Source organism: Mesorhizobium sp. M0909, assembly GCF_040319515.1.
Lineage (GTDB): Bacteria > Pseudomonadota > Alphaproteobacteria > Rhizobiales > Rhizobiaceae > Mesorhizobium.
The window spans coordinates 224,625-240,616 of the sequence record NZ_JAMYOA010000006.1; the positions used below are offsets into that span (position 1 = coordinate 224,625).

Here is a 15,992-nt window from a genome sequence, read left to right on the forward strand (position 1 = left end):
TCAACTATCCGCCATGGTGGCCAGGGCCGCCTTGTCGTAGACGCCGCGCATGGCGGTCGCCTGTCTTGCCAATGAAAATCTGCGGCTTCGGCGGGCCGCCGCCTCACCGAGTTCTCGCCGGCGCTGCGCGTCGCTGCAAAGGCTGCTGATGCATCTGGCGAGATCGCCCGGATCGCGCGCGTCGTAGAACATGGCCGCGCCGTCCCACAGTTCGCGATAGGTCGAAATATCGGCGAGCACCAAAGGCGTCTTCGACATCGCGGCTTCCAGCGTGGCCAGACCGAACGGTTCGTAGAGCGACGGCGATACAAAAATGCCGGCCCGCGCCATCAGCAGGCGCACTTCCTCATGCGGTACCGGCCCGACAGGAACGGCGTGGCTGAAGCCAACATGCTGGCCGTCCGGCCCTTGCAGCGAGCCGGCGACGAAGACCGGCCATTGCGTCAGGGAGGCGGCCCGGTCCAGCACCGCCGCATTCTTTCCTTCGTCCCACCAGCGCGCAGCGGCGAAAACGACCGATTCCCGCCTTTCGCTCTTCGGCCCGGGCCGTGCACCGTTGCCGACGACGCTCAGGCGGGCGATCGGCCCGTAGCAGGTTTCCAGCATGTCGGCATGGCTGCGGCTGGGTGCAACGACCATGCCTGCGTTGTCGAGACCGCGCCGGTTGCGGTCCTTCTGCCAGGCCCAATCGCCGTCCGCCGCCTGTCCTTTGACGGCGTGGAACCATGTCACCACGCAGGAATGCGACACCGCCACGACCGGGCAGGGCACGTCGAGCCCCGCAGCCTGCGTCGGCGCGTTGAGATGGACGATTTCGATGGCGTAGTCACGGATGAGCGGGAGCAGCTCCTGCTGCAATGTGTCGAGGTCGTGCTCGTCGCGGGTCATCCAGTCGGGCGGCGTGTCGAGCCAGGTCAGCGCCGCGAATGACTGGGCCTCCTCGGCCTGCTGCCTGGACGGTTCCGGACCAACCCCGGCAAGCACGACGCTGTCGCCGCCGGCGACCAGTTGCCTGGCCAGATCGAGCGCATAGCGCCAGACGCCGCCGACGGCATCGACAGTCATCAGGATGCGACGCGGCGGGCTCAGTGTCCGCAACATGTGGCCTCCAATTCAGCCAGCGGACGCGGACGCTTCTCCTGGATGTCGCTGAACGTCCGGAAGGATGCGAGGTAATGTTCATGCGCGCGCTCCCAGGCGAGATCGTCCGGCTCGCCCCAAAGTTCGCGGTAGCTGGGCGAACTCGGATAGGGATAAAGCGGCACCGGTTCGTTGGCCCAAACGCCGTTGTCGATCAGGTGCTTTCGCCAATAGTCGACCAGCGCGGGATCGTCTTCGACCACGCCGATGAGATTGGCCTGAACGAACGGCACATGGCGCCTTGCGTCGACCAGCAACGCAGCCAGTTCCTCGGTTCCCAGCCGGCAGCGTTTTGCCAGCATGGCGCGGCCTTCCACCGTCAGGCTTTCGAGCCCCGCCTCGATCGAGACGCAGCCGGCTGCGCCGAGCAGTTTCAGCAGTTCCGGTTTCCAGAGGTCGATGCGCGTCTGCACGCCGAACTTCACATCGCGATCGACCAGCGCTTCCAGCAATGCCTTTTGCGGCAGGAATATCTCGTCGATGAAGTAGATGTAGCCGACGCCCTGTGCGATCAGCCGGTCGATCTCGGCGATCACCGCTTCGTGGTTCCGGCGGCGATAGGCGTCGCGGAAATCGATCTTGGCGCAGAAGCTGCAATTATACGGGCAGCCGCGCGAAGCCTCGACCTCGGCGCCAAAGCCGACCTGGTTGTCGTCGAAGCGGTGATGGTGGTGCGAATGGGCGGCAATCCAGTCCGATGGCCATTCGAGCGCTGGGTGATCGATGAACGAGCTCGCACGCACGCCGCCGTTCGAAACCAGTTCTCCATCCTCAAAATGGGCGGTGGACGGCACAGCATTCCAGTCGTTGCGCCGGGCGAGTTCCGCGACCACTTCCTCGCATTCGCCGCGCACGACAATGTCGACGCCAAGCTTGCGCAAAGTCGGCGCCGGCGTCGCCGAGCCATGCGGCCCGACGGCGACGGTGCGGCCGCCGCACCCGGCAAGATGGTTGAGGAACTCAGCTGGCACGCGCAACTCGGGCGGTGCGCAGCGCCAGAACAGGTAGGTCGGCGCGGTGCTGACGACGGTCATATCAGGCTCGAAAGTGGCGACGCGATCGGCAAGCGCGGCATTGTCGAGCTTCTGGATCTGCCCGTCCAGCATCAGTACCTCGTGGCCGGCGGCTTCGAGCAAGGCTTTCGAATAGCCGAGTTCGAGCGGCAGATGCGGCTGGCGGCAGCCGAAATAGATGCTGTCCTGGTAGGTCCAGGACGGATTGACCAGAGCGACCTTCATGCCACGTACCTCGCCGGTTCGGGATGCGGGTCGACGCGATGACGATGCAGCCAGTCGGCGAGGTCGCGGATGCCGTTTCGCCACGAGACATGCGCTTTCCATCCTAGCGCCGCCTCGATCGCGCGTGTGTCGGCGACGAAGAACGGTTGGTCGCCGGTGCGTTCGCGGTCGTAACGGATCGAAACGTCCCGTTTCGTTATGTCGCAAATCTCGTTCAGTAGCATGCGCAGGCTGACGGCGTTTTCCGGTCCGCCGCCGAGATTGAATGCCTGGCCCTTGATTTCCTCGATCCGGTCGAGCACCGCGCGGTAGGCCGCGACCGCGTCGGCAACATGCAGGATGTCGCGCACCTGCTTGCCGTCGCCATAGATGGTGATCGGCCGGTCGGAGAACGCGCTAAGCAGGAAATGGGCGACCCAGCCCTGATCCTCCGTCCCGAACTGGCGCGGTCCATAGATGCAGCTCATGCGCAGCACTGCCGTCGGCAGATCGTATGACTTGGCGTAATCGAGGACATACTGGTCCGCCGCGCCCTTGGAGCAGCCATAGGGCGTGCAGAAATCAAGGCCGCGCGTCTCGTCAATGCCGTGGGCCTGGATGCTGGCGTCGCAAGGCGCATATTTGCCGTCGTCTTCGCGCATCGCAATGTCAGCGAGCCGCCCATAGACCTTGTTGGTGCTGGCGAAAACGACGGGGATGCGTTTGCCGCTGCGGCGAGCGGCTTCCAGGACGTTGAACGTTCCGCGCAGGTTGATGTCGAAATCCTCGTCCGGCCGAACCAGGCTCGTGGTGACGGCGGTCTGCGCGGCAAAGTGGAAAACCGCCTTCGAACCAGCCACCAGCGGCATCAGCGCTTCGGCCTCGCGGATGTCGACGATTTCAATGGTGAGACGGCTGCCGTGCTTTTGCGTCAGCCATTCCAAGTTCTGCTCGACGCCGGGACGGCTCAGATTATCGATGACCAGCACCGGTTCGCCATCCGACAACAGGCTGTCGGCGAGGTTGGAGCCGATGAAGCCGCTGCCGCCGATAACGGCGACGGGCGCTTCGCGAAAATCGGGTGAATCCGGTCTCATGATACCAGCCCTCGCGCTTCGAGTTCCCGCTTCATCTCGGCACTGCGATCGATGGCGACGGTGTTGCGCACCCATGCGACGAAATCGCCGAGCGAATGCTCCAGCCGGTATTGCGGCTGGAAGCCGAGCAGTTCGCGCGCCTTCGATATGTCGGCAAAGCAATTGCGGATATCGCCGGAGCGTGCCTTGCCGAGGATTTCCGGCTGGCGGCCAGGCACGCCCATTGCTTCGGCGAGCAGCCGGGCGACGTCGCTGACTGCGTAGGCCCGCCCGCTGCCGATGTTGATGACGTGGCTGCGTGCCTGGGGCTGCTCCAGCGCCAGCCGGAAGGCGCGGGCAACGTCGCGCACGTGCACGAAATCGCGCTGCTGTTCGCCGTCCTCGAAAATCAGCGGCCGCTGGCCATTGGCGATGCGCGAGGCGAAGTTCGCCAGGACGCCGGTATACGGGTTCGAGAGCGCCTGTCCGGCGCCGAAGACATTGAACAGGCGCAGTGCCACCGCGTCGACGCCATAGGCTTCACCGAAGATCAGCACGGCGCGTTCCTGGGCGAATTTTGTCAGTGCGTAGATCGAGGCGAGGTCGACCGGTTTCTGCTCGTCGGTCGGCAGCGGCGATAGGACTTCGCCTTCCGGCGACAGGGGATTCCATTGGCCGCTGCGGATATCGTCCGGCTGCCGTCTTGCATTGTCGATGCGCCGGCCGTCCGGCGTGGCATAGAGACCCTCGCCATAGACGCTCATCGACGAAGCAACGACGATCCGTTCGATCGGGCGTTTGATCAGCGATTCCAGCAGCGTGGCGGTGCCGAGGTCGTTGGCGCCGACATAGCGGGCGATCTCGTACATGGACTGGCCGACACCGACTTCGGCCGCCAGGTGAATGATCGCGTCGACATCGTCGACCGCCTCTGCGATGGCCTCGCGATCGCGAACGTCGCCTTTGATCAGCTTGGCGCCTGGCGGCAGGCTGATTGCCTCGCCGCCATGCACCTGGTCCAGCAACGCATCGAGAATTGAAACCCCATAGCCATGTTCAACGAGTTCCTGGGCGACGTGGCGGCCGATAAAACCGCAGCCTCCCGTGACCAGTATACGTTTCACGACAACTCCTCATACGAATGGCTTTGCCGCCCCAAACTTCCGGGCGAAAGGTTTGTTCCCTTGCTTCAACAAAGTTCCCGAGCGCTGCGCTCCGGAAGCGACCGCCTTGGGCTGGGCACGGGAACATCGAAGCGCGCTTGGTGTTAGGAGCCATAAATCGACCAACCGCGCGCATATGCTCGGCAGCAATGCATCTGCTGGTTGTACGAAGGCAGACCGGGATCTCGCGGTGTGCGGTGGAATCGAAGGGAGATTGGAATGTCTGAATCGAAGACGACCACCGATCATGATGAAATCCGCCGTTGGGCCGAGGATCGCGATGGCCGGCCGGCGGTGGTGCGCACCAAGGGCGAGGGCGGCATACTGCGCATCGACTTCGGCGAGCCTGAAGAGACGTTCGACCCCGTCGAGTGGGACGAGTTCTTCAGGATATTCGATGAGAACGAACTGGCCTTCCTCTACCAGGAAGAGACCAGCGGCGGCAAAACCAGCCGCTTCAACAAATTCGTCGAACGCAGCCGGAAAGGCTGACCTCGTCTGATTGCCGGCAACTGCCGCGGTCAGTGCAGCAGGTTCGCTCCACGTGCCCTGACGATGTTTCGCATGATGCCGTTGAGCCAGTCCTCGGTGGAGGAGCCGGATCGCCTGCTGTCGATCTCGCCGATCGCCTGCTCGAGCGTCCGCTCGACCAGCCGGTCGGAAGCGTCCACGTCTCCCAGCAGCAGACGTGCCGCGAGCCGGAGCTTCGGCAGAAGCGAGAATACGTCATCGGACGGCTCCGGCACCTGGCCCTCTTTCGATGCTGACGTCTCGGGCGGGAAAAGAGCATCGAACACGGCTTGGCCGTCCGAGGATTTTCTCAGGCTGCTGGCGTGGCGAAGCCGTTCCGGAATGATGATGTCTTCGTCACCGCTGAAAAATACGAATGGCACGCCGCGGCGCATCAGTTCGTCCGCGATCGGGAATACCCGTCGTCCGTTGAGATTGACGTCCAGGATCGCGGCTTCCGCCTCATCCGTATGTTTCGATGCCTGTTCGACCGTCGCCACGGGGCCAAGCACCACGGCGCCCATCTTGCTGAAATAACGTGCAAGATCCCCCGCCAGCATCCATTCGTCCTCGACGATCAGGATATGCAGGCCTTGCAGGTCGCGCACCTCATTGTTCCTTCTTTCTGCGGGATCTACGCTTGTCGGCGCGGACTTCTGCAAAGTGGCGGGACAGGGCCTCTTGCACCCGTTCCGCGAGCGCCAGCAGGCGAGGCGGGGTTTTTTCGGATACCGGGAATTTGGTCATATCCGGCGAAGGCAGCAGGATTCGCTTGGCCGGCTTTATTTCAGGTGATCGTTTTGCCATTGGAACCGCCTCGAAGATCGCCTGTTAATGCCCACCGGCGGTGCTTTGTTCCGTTGGTGGACTATTTACTGGCCTGCGGCTCGGCCCGGTCTTAGTCTGAGGACCGATTGGGTCTCAGGCCCGATTTGACGGGCTTTGTGTTTGCGGCTGTTACCAGGGGCTTGGCGTGGCATCCCAGAATGGAAGATTTCCCATAGTCGGGGTCGGCGCATCGGCCGGCGGCATTCCCGCGATGGAGGGCCTGTTCAAAGGGCTGACCGGCGACACCGGCATGGCGTTCGTCGTCGTCACGCATCTCAGCCCGGAGCGGGAAAGCCTGCTGCACGAGGTCATCCGACGTTATACCGAAATGCCGGTCTTGGTGGCTGAGGAGGGGGCAGCGGTCCAACCCGACCAGGTCTATGTGATGCCGCAAAACGTCGTCCTCACCATCCGTAAGGGCGCGCTTTCGCTGCGCCGGCCGAACACGTTCAACCGCGAGCGCAAGCCGATCGATATCTTCTTCAGCGCATTGGCCGAGGACCAGGGCGAGTATGCCGTCGGCATTATTTTGTCGGGTGGCGATTCGGACGGCACGCTCGGCGCTAGGGCAATTAAGGAGCATGGCGGGCTGACCATTGCCCAGGCCTCCAACGGTTCCGGCCCGCGCAATCCAGACATGCCGCAGAGCGCGATTTCGAGCGGCCTGATCGACATAGCGGCGCCCGCCGAGCAGATCGGTGCAAAGCTTCAGGCGTTTGTCCGCGGTTTCGACGTGCTGAACGGCCTGACCGAAGCGGACGACGAACGCAAGGCCGAGATAGATCGAGCCCGCGATGAAATCTACGCCATTCTGCGCAGCCATTCCGGTCACGACTTTTCCGGCTACAAGGCCAAGACGTTCCTGCGTCGCGTAAAGCGGCGCATGCAGATAACGCAGCTACAGTCGATCAGCACCTACATAGAACGGCTGAAGAGGGATCCCGACGAGGTGGCGAAGCTGTTTCGCGACCTGCTCATCAATGTCACCAGCTTTTTTCGGGACGCCGAAGCGTTCAAATTGCTGGAGGACAAGATCATACCGCAGATTTTCGAGGGCAGGAACGCGTCCGATGCGGTGCGTGTCTGGGTGCCCGGCTGCGCCACCGGCGAGGAGGTGTTCTCGATCGGCATGCTGATGCGCGAGCGCATGGAGAAACTTCCCGCGCCGCCGCGCGTCCAGATATTCGCGACCGACATCGACGAGCCGGCGCTCGCGGTGGCGCGTGCGGCGCGTTATCCCGAAGCGCTGCTGCACGGGCTATCGGCAGAGCGCAGGCAACGCTTTTTCCACAGCGACGGCGAGAGCTATGTGCTGGCCAAAGAGGTGCGCGAACTCTGCATTTTTTCCCCGCACAGCCTCATCCGCGATCCTCCGTTCTCGCGTATGGATATGATTTCGTGCCGCAACCTGTTGATCTATTTCGGCCCGCAGATCCAGAACCGGGTCGTCCCGATCTTCCACCATGCGCTGAGGCCGGGCGGTTATCTGTTCCTCGGCACCTCGGAAAGCGTCGGTCAGCACGGCGACCTGTTCGCCACGGTCGATAAAAAGCAGCGGATATTCCAGGCGCGGGAACATGCCACGCCGCGACCGCCGGTCCTGATCGGCAATGGCTTCACAGCTGCCCTGCCGGCGGGACGCCGTGGCTCAAAAAACGATGGCGCGAGCCATTCGCTGCGCCAGGCAATCGAGGCTCAGGTGCTGGAGCGGTTCGCCCCGCCTCACGTGCTCGTCAATGGCGATGGCGACATCGTCTACTATTCGGCGCGGACGGGTAAATATCTGGAAGCGCCGCAAGGTGCCCCGAGCCGGCAGTTGCTGACCTTGGCCCGCCGCGGGCTGAGACTTGAGATGCGCGCCGCGTTGCGGGAAGCAGCAACGACGCGCCGCACGGTCGTGCGGGAGAACATAGCGGTCGAAGAAGACGACGGACAGCTTCAGTTCATTACACTGACAGTCGAGCCGTACACGGAACGCAGCAATGGCGAGCCCCTCTACCTCGTCCTGTTCAATCCGGTGGGGCAGGCCCAGATACGCTCCGATCCGGCCCGCGAAAGCCGCGGCACAGACGACGCGGCCGATCTCGAACGGGAGTTGCGCGACACGCGCGAGCGGCTGCAGTCGACCATCGAGGAGTACGAAACCGCGCTGGAGGAAGTAAAATCTTCGAACGAGGAACTCGTCTCCGTCAATGAAGAGGCACAGTCGACGAATGAGGAGCTTGAGGCCTCGAAGGAGGAAATGCAGTCGCTCAACGAAGAGCTCAACACCATCAATGCGGAACTGACCGGCAAGATAGAGGAACTCGATCGCGCCAACAGCGATCTCAGAAACTTGTTCGAAAGCACGGAAATCGCCACCATCTTCCTCGACCGCAACCTTGTGGTGCGAACCTTTACTCCTGCCGCGTCGTCGTTCTTCAACTTGCGTCCGTCAGATGTCGGCCGACCGCTGACCGATCTTTCGAGCCAACTCGACTACCCCGAGTTGAAGCGGCACATCCAGGCGGTGTTCGAGACGGGAGAGACCCTGAACCATCACCTTGCGCGCGACGACAAGGGCCGGTTCTACCTGGTCCGCATCAACCCTTACCGGGACAAAGCCGGCAGCATCCAAGGCGTGGTCGTGACACTGATCGACGTGACGACACTGGCGCAGGCGGAAGAGCGTCAGCAGGTGCTCATCTCGGAGCTGAACCATCGCGTCAAGAACATGCTGGCGGTTGTCGCCAGCATCACCAACCGGACGCGGGAATACTCGGCGTCAAAAGACGAGTTCGCTGAAGCTTTGATCGGCCGTCTGCATGCAATGTCACGAGCCTACAGTCTGCTCTCGCGCGAAAGCTGGACGGAAGCCTCCGTCGAGGAACTGCTGCGCCAGGAGCTTGGTCCCTTCGGGGCCGAACGGTTCGAGCTCGATGGCAAGCGGGTAAGCCTCAAGCCTGTACAGGGGCTTTCGTTCGGCATGGCAATCCATGAACTGGCGACCAATGCCGCTAAATATGGCGCACTGTCGAAGCCTGCCGGGCGGATAATTGTGAAATGGTCGGTGGTGGATGGAACCTTCAAGCTCGTCTGGCGCGAGAAGGGCGGCCCCCGCATCAAGGAGCCAACCGACAGCGGCTTCGGCCTTACCCTTCTGCGCGGAGAAATCGGCTACAGGCTGGGCGGAAAAATTGAAACAACTTTCCGCTCAAATGGTTTGGAGGCGGAAATTGCATTCCCTCTGACCCGCGAGGGCTCGTCGTGACCGGAAAGGTGCGTGTGCTGATCGTCGAGGATGAATGGCTGATCGCCGACGACGCGGCGGCTTACCTGCGCAAAGCCGGCCATCAGGTGGTTGGACCGGTTTCGTCGGTAACGGCAGCACTTCGGCTCGTTGGCGAAGGCGGCATCGACGCGGCGTTGTTGGACATCCAGTTGAATGACGAAACCAGCTATCCGATCGCGGAAGCGTTGCAAACGCGCGGTGTTCCGTTCGCCTTCCTCTCCGGGTACGGCGAACGCGAAATTCCAGCCGGGTTCCGCGCTTGCAGGATCGTGCAGAAGCCGGCGAGCCAGAGCGCGATCCTGAATGCCGTGGATGAACTCGCGCGCGCCGGCTGAATTCCTGTCGTTCCAGCGGGCCCGCCTTTTCAATCCAGCGGCTTGTCGGTGGGGCAGCGAGGTGCCAGCCTGCCGCCGCCGATTCCGGGTCGAGGCCTTCCGGAACCATTTCCGCCATCGTTTGTTCGGCTCGAAGAAAGGAGCCGCGCGAAATGGAGCGACGTAACGCGTTAATTGCGATGGTGATTTCGGCCATCATCATCGTCGGCTTTCTCATAGGCTTTTTGTACGGCGATATGGGCTGGCAAACCTCGCCGCTCAAAAGAGCCCCTGAACAGAACCAGGGTGGCAATGCTCCGGCCGATACCTCGCCTGCCGCCGGCATCAAGAAGAACCCCAAGGAAAATACCGAAATGCCAGGCCAGCAATGAAGGCCGGTCCAGTAATGAAGTTAACCAATGCCACGAACTGAAACGGGCTCCTGTTTTTGCGGCGCCATAACGGCGGAGATGCGCGGCGAGCCTTTCTGGATTTGCTCCGATCACGATGACGACTGTCGCAAGGCGATAGGAAGCCCTCTGACGGTGTGGGTCGGTTATCGGCCTTCCGAATTCACGTTGCTCACCGGCACGCCGAGGACCTTTTCGAAAACCTCCGGCGTGCTCCGGTCCTTCTGCGCGGATTGCGGGACATCGATCGGCTATGTCGACCAAGGGTTGCCCGACGAACTCTATCTGGCAATCGGCTTTCTCGATCACCCCGAACGGTTTCCGCCACAGGCCCATGCATACTGGGACATGAGGTTGCCCTGGGTCGACTTTCCAGACGAGCTGCCGCGGGTGGGGACGTATTCGAGGCGGCGAGATCCGACCTTCGGAAATCCGGCGGAACGCTAGCCTGGGGTCCGTTGCAAGTTGGAAGACGTGCCATCGGGGCTGCGTACGAAAACGACAGTTGGCGCGGGGCCGAAAACGCGCAATTATCGGCCGATGAGCCGCCGTTTGGATGACAAGCTCGATTGCAAGGCGTGCGGGACGATCCTGATGGATATTCCCGACGACCCGAAGGATTCGACGCCGATCTATTGCAGCAATTGCGGCGCCTATCTCGGCGAATGGGGCGAGCTGCAGGAGGATTTCTATAAACAGGCTTTCGGTGCCCAGGCCTTCGATCTGAACAACGGAACCATCATCAAGAAATAATCCTGGATTGCGCAGGCCTTCCGCCGGCCCAAGCCACGGCCTGCTGGCCCGGCTATTCGCAGCAATTGCCGTTCGGACTGGGCCATCTGGAACTTTTCTCCCGACCCGCTTGTTTGGGTGGCGGAAGGAGAAACGCCATGAGCACAAAACCTCCCCCTGTTCCACCGGAGAATCTGAGCCCAAAAGGAGCCGGTGACAAAAAACCGGTAGCCGCCGACCAAGCACCGCACGGCCAATCGACCGTGCCGGATCCCGACAAGCAGGGCCAGCAAGGCAATACGAAGGTCAACACCACCCATCAAGGCAACGTCCAGGATCGCTAGGTCATGTCCACGTCGAAGAAGACTCCTGCCAGCATCCGCCAGGGTGGTCCCGGCGCGGCGCACGAAAACGCCAAGAAGCCGCTGAGCGTCGAAAAGCCGCCGGCCGATTCCGACCAGCGCAGCCACAGCAAGGTCTCCGGTGGCGGCGGCGAACGCGACAGCCACCATACCCACGACCCCGAAAAGAAAGGCGACACCCGGCCTGCGCATCAGGGCAAGTGAAATCGGGTGGCGACGCGAAGATCGGTGGCTCGAGCTGAAATTTCAGCGGGGACGGCGCGCCGAGGCGAACGGAACGACATTGTCGACATTTGCCGCCGGCAAATCAAACAGCATCGGAAGCCCTCGCGTCGCGGCCATCTCTACGATCAGCTCTTCGATGGAGTGATTGGTCAGACGCGTCTCGACGCCCAGCCGGATCATCGCCGCCAGCTTGTGCACCGGCACCGGCACGGACTTCGCCCGGTCGTCGAGCAGCTTGCTGATTTCGATCACGACGTCTGCGTCGATATCCCTAGGCAAGTCTCGCATAAGCGCCTCCCCGCCAAACGAAACCAAAAGCCCGCCGCACCTTTCGATACGGCGGGCGATCCAGTAATGCGCACCGGCGAGGGGATCGGGTGGGCGTGCCGGCACGCGCAGATCGCAAGTATTTTTAGTTAAATCCGCCAGCCTCGATGTGTCACGGGAAAACGTCTGTACGTTTTTTACCGAACCGCGCGGATCGCTGGCTCTCCCCGCGTCGCGCGGCGCGACCGCACGGATGGCGTGACCCTCTGCCCTCCGGACAACGAACCTAAACAGTATACATTATAAACTTAAAACATCTTGCCAGGCGATCCAGCCTGTGCTCCACTTCGCATTGGAACGTGGCCTGCAGGTCGAATTCTCTCGATATGTAGCTGCATTTCAACGATCACTGCGAGAACACCAGCCTCAAACGATATACGAAATCTTCGCAGGGGAAGGCGTGGATGACGGAAACGATAGAGCTCAAACGGGTTGGCGATGGCAATCTGCGTGCCCAGGTCTATCAACAAATCCGTCTGACCATACAGCATGGCGAATTGGCGCCTGGCCAGAAGCTCGTAGATGTCGACATTGCCGCCCAGCTCGGTATTTCCAGAATGCCTGTCCGCGACGCCTTGATGCAGTTGGTGCATGAGGGCTATCTCGTCGGCACCACACGCGGCTTCACGCTGCCCACGCTTACCGCAACGGATGTCGCCGACATCTTCGAGGTCCGCCGCTTGCTCGAGCCGCGGGCCGCCGCACACGCTGCGCGGACACTCGACGCCGCTGGCCTCAAGACGCTTGCGGCCGCGCTTCGGGAGGCGGAGGCTGCGGCCGCCGCCGGCGATGCCGACCGCTTTTTCCAGGCCAATTCGGCATTCAGGAATTGCTGGCTCGGCGCTGTCGAGAACGAGCGCCTTTCACAAACCATTGCAAGGTTCGCCGATCATGTCCTCGTCGTCCGTTTAAGGACGCTGTCGCACCAGCCGACGCAGGCCGTCGTCGTGGCCGGCATGCGCGCAATCTATGAGGCGTTCGTCAAGCGCGACGCCGTCGCCGCTTACGACCGCATGACCCACTTCATTCAGAACGCCGAGGAGCGTTTCATGAAGCTGAGCCCTCCGTCTCAAAATTCCACAGGTGAAGGTGAGAGCATGTCGCAGCGGGGGAAACCATGACCAGGAAGCAGCACCCGCTGAAAGGGCCGAACAGGTTCAAGCTCGGCGTCTTTTCCATGAACGCCGATGGCGGCCTGGCAATGACCACCGTTCCCGAGCGCTGGCGTGCCCGCTGGGAAGACAACCTCAATTCCGCCTGCATCGCCGACCGCGCCGGCCTCGAGTTTCTGCTGCCGATCGCCCGCTGGCGCGGCTTCGGCGGTTTGACGCATGTGCGGGAATGGTCGTTCGAGACGTTCACCTGGGCGGCGGGTCTTGCTGTCGCCACGGAAAACATCGGCCTGTTCATGACGGTGCATGTGCCGCTGGTTCATCCGCTGCAGGCTGCCAAAGCGCTTGCGACGGTCGACCACATCTCCAACGGGCGTGCCGGCTTGAACATCGTCTGCGGCTGGAACCCGGACGAGTTCGCTATGTTCGGGCAGACGGTCGGCGAGCGGACCTACGATCAGGCCGAGGAATGGATCAACATCATCGTGCGTGCCTATCAATCGAGGGAGCCGTTCGACTTCAGCGGCGAGTTCTATGATCTCAAGAGTGTCGTTAGCCGCCCGCCAAGCTTGCAAGTGCCACGACCGGTGACCATGAACGCCGCGTTCGGCGCGCCGGGGCGCAACTATGCGGCGCGCCACTGTGACTATCTGTTTTCGACGTTTTCCGAAATTGCCGACGGCCGTGCGCATGTGGTCGACATTACCAACCGCGCGGCCGAAGTCGGGCGCGAAGTCGGTGTCTATACGGTCTGTCACGTCGTCTGCCGGGAGACCCAGCAGGAAGCCGAGGATTACTACCGGCACTACGCGCTCGAATGCGCGGACGAGGGTGCCGTCGACGAGCATATGCGCAAGAAGAAGGAATTCGCGAACTCGCATGACGCGAAGGCCTTCATCGAATATCGGCAAAGGTTCGCCGGCGGTGCCGGGACGTTCCCGCTCATCGGCACGCCGGAAAAGATCGTCGACGACCTCACCGAGATCATGGAACAGGGTTATTCCGGCGCCGCCCTCACATTCGTCAACTACACCTACGAACTGCCCTTCTTCTGCGACCGCGTGCTGCCGCTGATGCGCCAGGCCGGGCTTCGAGTAAATTGATGCCGGCGGCCGCCATTCCGACGCTATGGGTGGATGGGCACAACGCCATCGATCCGCGCGCGTTCAAGCAGGCTATGCGGGCCGTGGCGGGCTCCGTCGCCATCCTCGCGTCGGAGCATGACGAGATCGGCTTTTGCGGCATCACGGCGACCGCTCTCTGCTCGTTCAGTGCCGAGCCGCCTTCGCTGCTTGCCTGTGTCAACCGCGGCAGCACCTTTGCCTCGGCCATTCGCGAAGGTTTGCCTTTTTCGGTCAATCTTCCCGCCGGCGACCAGGAGAACGTTGTGCGTGCCTTTGGCGGCATGACCAAAGCCAAGGGCGCCGCGCGGTTCTCGTCCGGATCATGGGTGCGCGGCGAAACCGGCGCGCCCTTGCTTGTCGGCGCGCGGGCAATGTTCGAGTGCGTGGTGGCCGAAATCATCGTGCGGGCGTCGCACATGATTGTCATCGGCATCGTCTCGGGCGTTGCGCTGGATCGCGCTCACCGATCGCCGGTCTTCTACGCGCATGGGCGGTTCCTGACAGTAGGAGATGATGTCAACTAACCGCCGTTCGTGTGGCGGCGAAGCGTGCAATTTCAGATCGGCCCGATGATGGGCTCCGGCGAAGTGAATCTATCAGAGGGAATACGGCAATGCGCATTTGGAAATCCCTTGTTCTGGCTGCACTCATGTCGGGTGTGGCGGGTATCGCCATGGCCGACGAGGTCGTCCTCAACGCCGTGCATTTTACGCCGACGCAGAACGGCTACGCCCAGAGCTTCCTGAAGTTCGTTCAAAAGGTGAACGAAAAGGGCAAGGGCGTGGTCCAGATCAACGTGCGTGGCGGGCCGGAGGTCATTCCACCGATCCAGCAGGGCGCGGCGCTCAGGAGCGGCCTGATCGATGTGATCGACACACCGGCAGGGCAGTTCCTCGAACTCGTGCCCGAAGGCGAGGTTTTCTCCGCATCGACGAAGACGCCGTGGGAGATTCGCGAAAATGGCGGCTGGGACTTCATCAGCGCAATTTTCGAGAAGAAGGCCAATGCCCATCTGCTGGCGCATGTCGACGCGGGCTCGGGCTTCAACGTCTTCACCGTCGACGAACCCAAGCTCAACGATGAAGGCAGCATCGACTGGGGCAGTTTGAAGATCCGTTCGTCGCCGCTCTATCGCGATTTCCTCGAATCTCTGGGCGCGACAGTGATCGTGCAAGCGCCGGGGGATGTCTATACCTCGCTCGAGCGCGGCGTCGTCAATGCCAACGCCTATACCGTATTTGGCTATGCATCCTTCGGCTGGGACAAATTCACCAAATACCCTGTCGATCCGCAATTCTTCAAAACCGACGTGCTGATCTCGATCAACAAGGCCAGATGGGACACGCTGTCGCCCGAGGCGCAGAAGCTGCTTGCCGACACGGCCGTCGAATACGAGCGCGCGAGCTATGACGCCAACCTTGCCGAATCCGAAAAACAGGCACAGGCGATGATCGACGGCGGGCAGAAGGTTGTCAGCTTGACCGGCGCCGGCCGCGACAAATTCCTGGCGGCTGCCACGCAGGCGAGCTGGGCGAGAATAGCCAAACGCGATCCCACCAACATCGATCAGTTGAAGAAATTCTTTCAGTAGCCCGAGCCGAGGGTGCCTTGTGCGCCCTCCGTCAAAGCTGGGCCAAGGGCAAAAGGTGGACATGAGGGTCGTCGGGCATGGACAGATTGTTTGCAGCGATTGGGAAGCTGAGCCTTGCGTTGGCGGCGGTGGCAAAAGTGGTGCTTGGCCTCATGATTGTCGCGGTGGTTGCTGATGTATGCGTCCGCAATCTGGGCCTGAGGCCGCTTGCCTGGGCAGTATCCGCGACGGAATACGGCCTGCTTTACGCGGCATTTCTGCCGATGCCCTGGCTGGTCCACAGCAAGGGCCATGTCTTCGTCGAGTTCCTGCGCAAGGCGCTGCCGGTGCGGGCACGGGCGGTGCTTGAAAAGCTGGTCTATCTCGCCTGCATTGCCGTCAGCCTCTACCTCGGCAGCGTCGCTCTGTCGTCCCTGACCAGTGCCGTGGCGGGCGGCGAATATGAAACGCGCAGCTTCGACATGCCGAAATGGCTGGTCTTTCTGCCCATCATGCTCGCCTTCTACCTCTCGGCGCTGGAATGGCTCAGATATCTTCTCGGCCGTGACACGCTGTACACGCTGGATCCTCTGGAAATGGAAGGGCTCTGA

20 protein-coding genes are annotated in these 15,992 nt (G+C 62.0%); 13 read left to right on the forward strand and 7 right to left on the reverse strand.

What is annotated here, in order from left to right; genetic code table 11:
• Genes NKH83_RS11860 through NKH83_RS11875 form a run of 4 tightly spaced genes read right to left on the reverse strand, consistent with a single transcriptional unit; the run spans position 1 to position 4,557 of the window.
• Positions 1-1,101: a glycosyltransferase family 4 protein gene (locus tag NKH83_RS11860; protein WP_352804428.1), complete on the reverse strand. Its 1,101-nt coding sequence runs from the start codon at positions 1,099-1,101 to the stop codon at positions 1-3.
• The gene (locus NKH83_RS11865; protein WP_352804431.1) at positions 1,086-2,378 is read right to left on the reverse strand and encodes a TIGR04295 family B12-binding domain-containing radical SAM protein; all 1,293 of its coding nucleotides are present in this window, start codon (positions 2,376-2,378) and stop codon (positions 1,086-1,088) included. Before NKH83_RS11865 ends, NKH83_RS11860 begins: the two co-directional genes overlap by 16 nt.
• On the reverse strand, positions 2,375-3,454 hold the full coding sequence (locus tag NKH83_RS11870; protein WP_352804434.1) for an NAD-dependent epimerase/dehydratase family protein: 1,080 nt from the start codon (positions 3,452-3,454) through the stop codon (positions 2,375-2,377). The genes NKH83_RS11865 and NKH83_RS11870 overlap by 4 nt, the downstream gene beginning before the upstream one ends.
• Positions 3,451-4,557: an NAD-dependent epimerase/dehydratase family protein gene (locus NKH83_RS11875; RefSeq protein WP_352804437.1), complete on the reverse strand. Its 1,107-nt coding sequence runs from the start codon at positions 4,555-4,557 to the stop codon at positions 3,451-3,453. The genes NKH83_RS11870 and NKH83_RS11875 overlap by 4 nt, the downstream gene beginning before the upstream one ends.
• A 258-nt stretch (positions 4,558-4,815) precedes the next feature.
• Between NKH83_RS11875 and NKH83_RS11880 the strand changes: the two genes are divergently transcribed.
• Positions 4,816-5,088, forward strand: coding sequence for a hypothetical protein (locus NKH83_RS11880; protein WP_352804440.1), 273 nt, complete (start codon positions 4,816-4,818; stop codon positions 5,086-5,088).
• Between the two features lie 29 nt (positions 5,089-5,117).
• Here the strand turns inward: NKH83_RS11880 and NKH83_RS11885 are convergent, their stop codons facing one another.
• The gene (locus NKH83_RS11885; RefSeq protein ID WP_352804443.1) at positions 5,118-5,714 is read right to left on the reverse strand and encodes a response regulator; all 597 of its coding nucleotides are present in this window, start codon (positions 5,712-5,714) and stop codon (positions 5,118-5,120) included.
• 1 nt (position 5,715) lies between these two features.
• Positions 5,716-5,913 (reverse strand): hypothetical protein, encoded by a 198-nt coding sequence (locus tag NKH83_RS11890; RefSeq protein WP_352804446.1) that lies wholly within the window; start codon positions 5,911-5,913, stop codon positions 5,716-5,718.
• A gap of 166 nt (positions 5,914-6,079) precedes the next feature.
• Between NKH83_RS11890 and NKH83_RS11895 the strand changes: the two genes are divergently transcribed.
• The 7 genes from NKH83_RS11895 to NKH83_RS11925 all read left to right on the forward strand — a co-directional run bounded on the left by NKH83_RS11895 (position 6,080) and on the right by NKH83_RS11925 (position 11,227).
• Positions 6,080-9,184 (forward strand): CheR family methyltransferase, encoded by a 3,105-nt coding sequence (locus NKH83_RS11895; protein ID WP_352804449.1) that lies wholly within the window; start codon positions 6,080-6,082, stop codon positions 9,182-9,184.
• 14 nt (positions 9,185-9,198) lie between these two features.
• A complete protein-coding gene (locus NKH83_RS11900; protein ID WP_352505411.1) occupies positions 9,199-9,540 on the forward strand; it encodes a response regulator in 342 nt (113 codons plus the stop codon).
• Positions 9,541-9,692: 152 nt separating this feature from the next.
• The gene (locus NKH83_RS11905; RefSeq protein ID WP_254818791.1) at positions 9,693-9,911 is read left to right on the forward strand and encodes a hypothetical protein; all 219 of its coding nucleotides are present in this window, start codon (positions 9,693-9,695) and stop codon (positions 9,909-9,911) included.
• Between the two features lie 27 nt (positions 9,912-9,938).
• A complete protein-coding gene (locus NKH83_RS11910; protein ID WP_352505410.1) occupies positions 9,939-10,376 on the forward strand; it encodes a GFA family protein in 438 nt (145 codons plus the stop codon).
• Between the two features lie 105 nt (positions 10,377-10,481).
• Positions 10,482-10,682: a hypothetical protein gene (locus NKH83_RS11915; RefSeq protein WP_352645260.1), complete on the forward strand. Its 201-nt coding sequence runs from the start codon at positions 10,482-10,484 to the stop codon at positions 10,680-10,682.
• 137 nt (positions 10,683-10,819) lie between these two features.
• Positions 10,820-11,005: a hypothetical protein gene (locus NKH83_RS11920; RefSeq protein ID WP_254818788.1), complete on the forward strand. Its 186-nt coding sequence runs from the start codon at positions 10,820-10,822 to the stop codon at positions 11,003-11,005.
• A gap of 3 nt (positions 11,006-11,008) precedes the next feature.
• Positions 11,009-11,227, forward strand: a complete 219-nt coding sequence (locus NKH83_RS11925; RefSeq protein WP_352804453.1) for a hypothetical protein — start codon at positions 11,009-11,011, stop codon at positions 11,225-11,227.
• 42 nt (positions 11,228-11,269) lie between these two features.
• Here NKH83_RS11925 and NKH83_RS11930 read toward each other — a convergent pair whose 3' ends face one another.
• The gene (locus NKH83_RS11930) at positions 11,270-11,536 is read right to left on the reverse strand and encodes a hypothetical protein (RefSeq protein WP_352505406.1); all 267 of its coding nucleotides are present in this window, start codon (positions 11,534-11,536) and stop codon (positions 11,270-11,272) included.
• A 443-nt stretch (positions 11,537-11,979) separates the two neighbouring features.
• Here NKH83_RS11930 and NKH83_RS11935 point away from each other — a divergent pair, with 443 nt between their 5' ends.
• The 5 genes from NKH83_RS11935 to NKH83_RS11955 all read left to right on the forward strand — a co-directional run bounded on the left by NKH83_RS11935 (position 11,980) and on the right by NKH83_RS11955 (position 15,992).
• Positions 11,980-12,696, forward strand: coding sequence for a GntR family transcriptional regulator (locus NKH83_RS11935; RefSeq protein ID WP_352804456.1), 717 nt, complete (start codon positions 11,980-11,982; stop codon positions 12,694-12,696).
• On the forward strand, positions 12,693-13,790 hold the full coding sequence (locus NKH83_RS11940) for an LLM class flavin-dependent oxidoreductase (protein WP_352804459.1): 1,098 nt from the start codon (positions 12,693-12,695) through the stop codon (positions 13,788-13,790). The genes NKH83_RS11935 and NKH83_RS11940 overlap by 4 nt, the downstream gene beginning before the upstream one ends.
• Positions 13,790-14,335 (forward strand): flavin reductase family protein, encoded by a 546-nt coding sequence (locus NKH83_RS11945; RefSeq protein ID WP_352688599.1) that lies wholly within the window; start codon positions 13,790-13,792, stop codon positions 14,333-14,335. The genes NKH83_RS11940 and NKH83_RS11945 overlap by 1 nt, the downstream gene beginning before the upstream one ends.
• Positions 14,336-14,424: 89 nt before the next feature.
• Positions 14,425-15,402, forward strand: coding sequence for a TRAP transporter substrate-binding protein DctP (dctP, locus tag NKH83_RS11950; protein ID WP_352804463.1), 978 nt, complete (start codon positions 14,425-14,427; stop codon positions 15,400-15,402).
• A gap of 77 nt (positions 15,403-15,479) precedes the next feature.
• On the forward strand, positions 15,480-15,992 hold the full coding sequence (locus NKH83_RS11955) for a TRAP transporter small permease (RefSeq protein ID WP_352804465.1): 513 nt from the start codon (positions 15,480-15,482) through the stop codon (positions 15,990-15,992).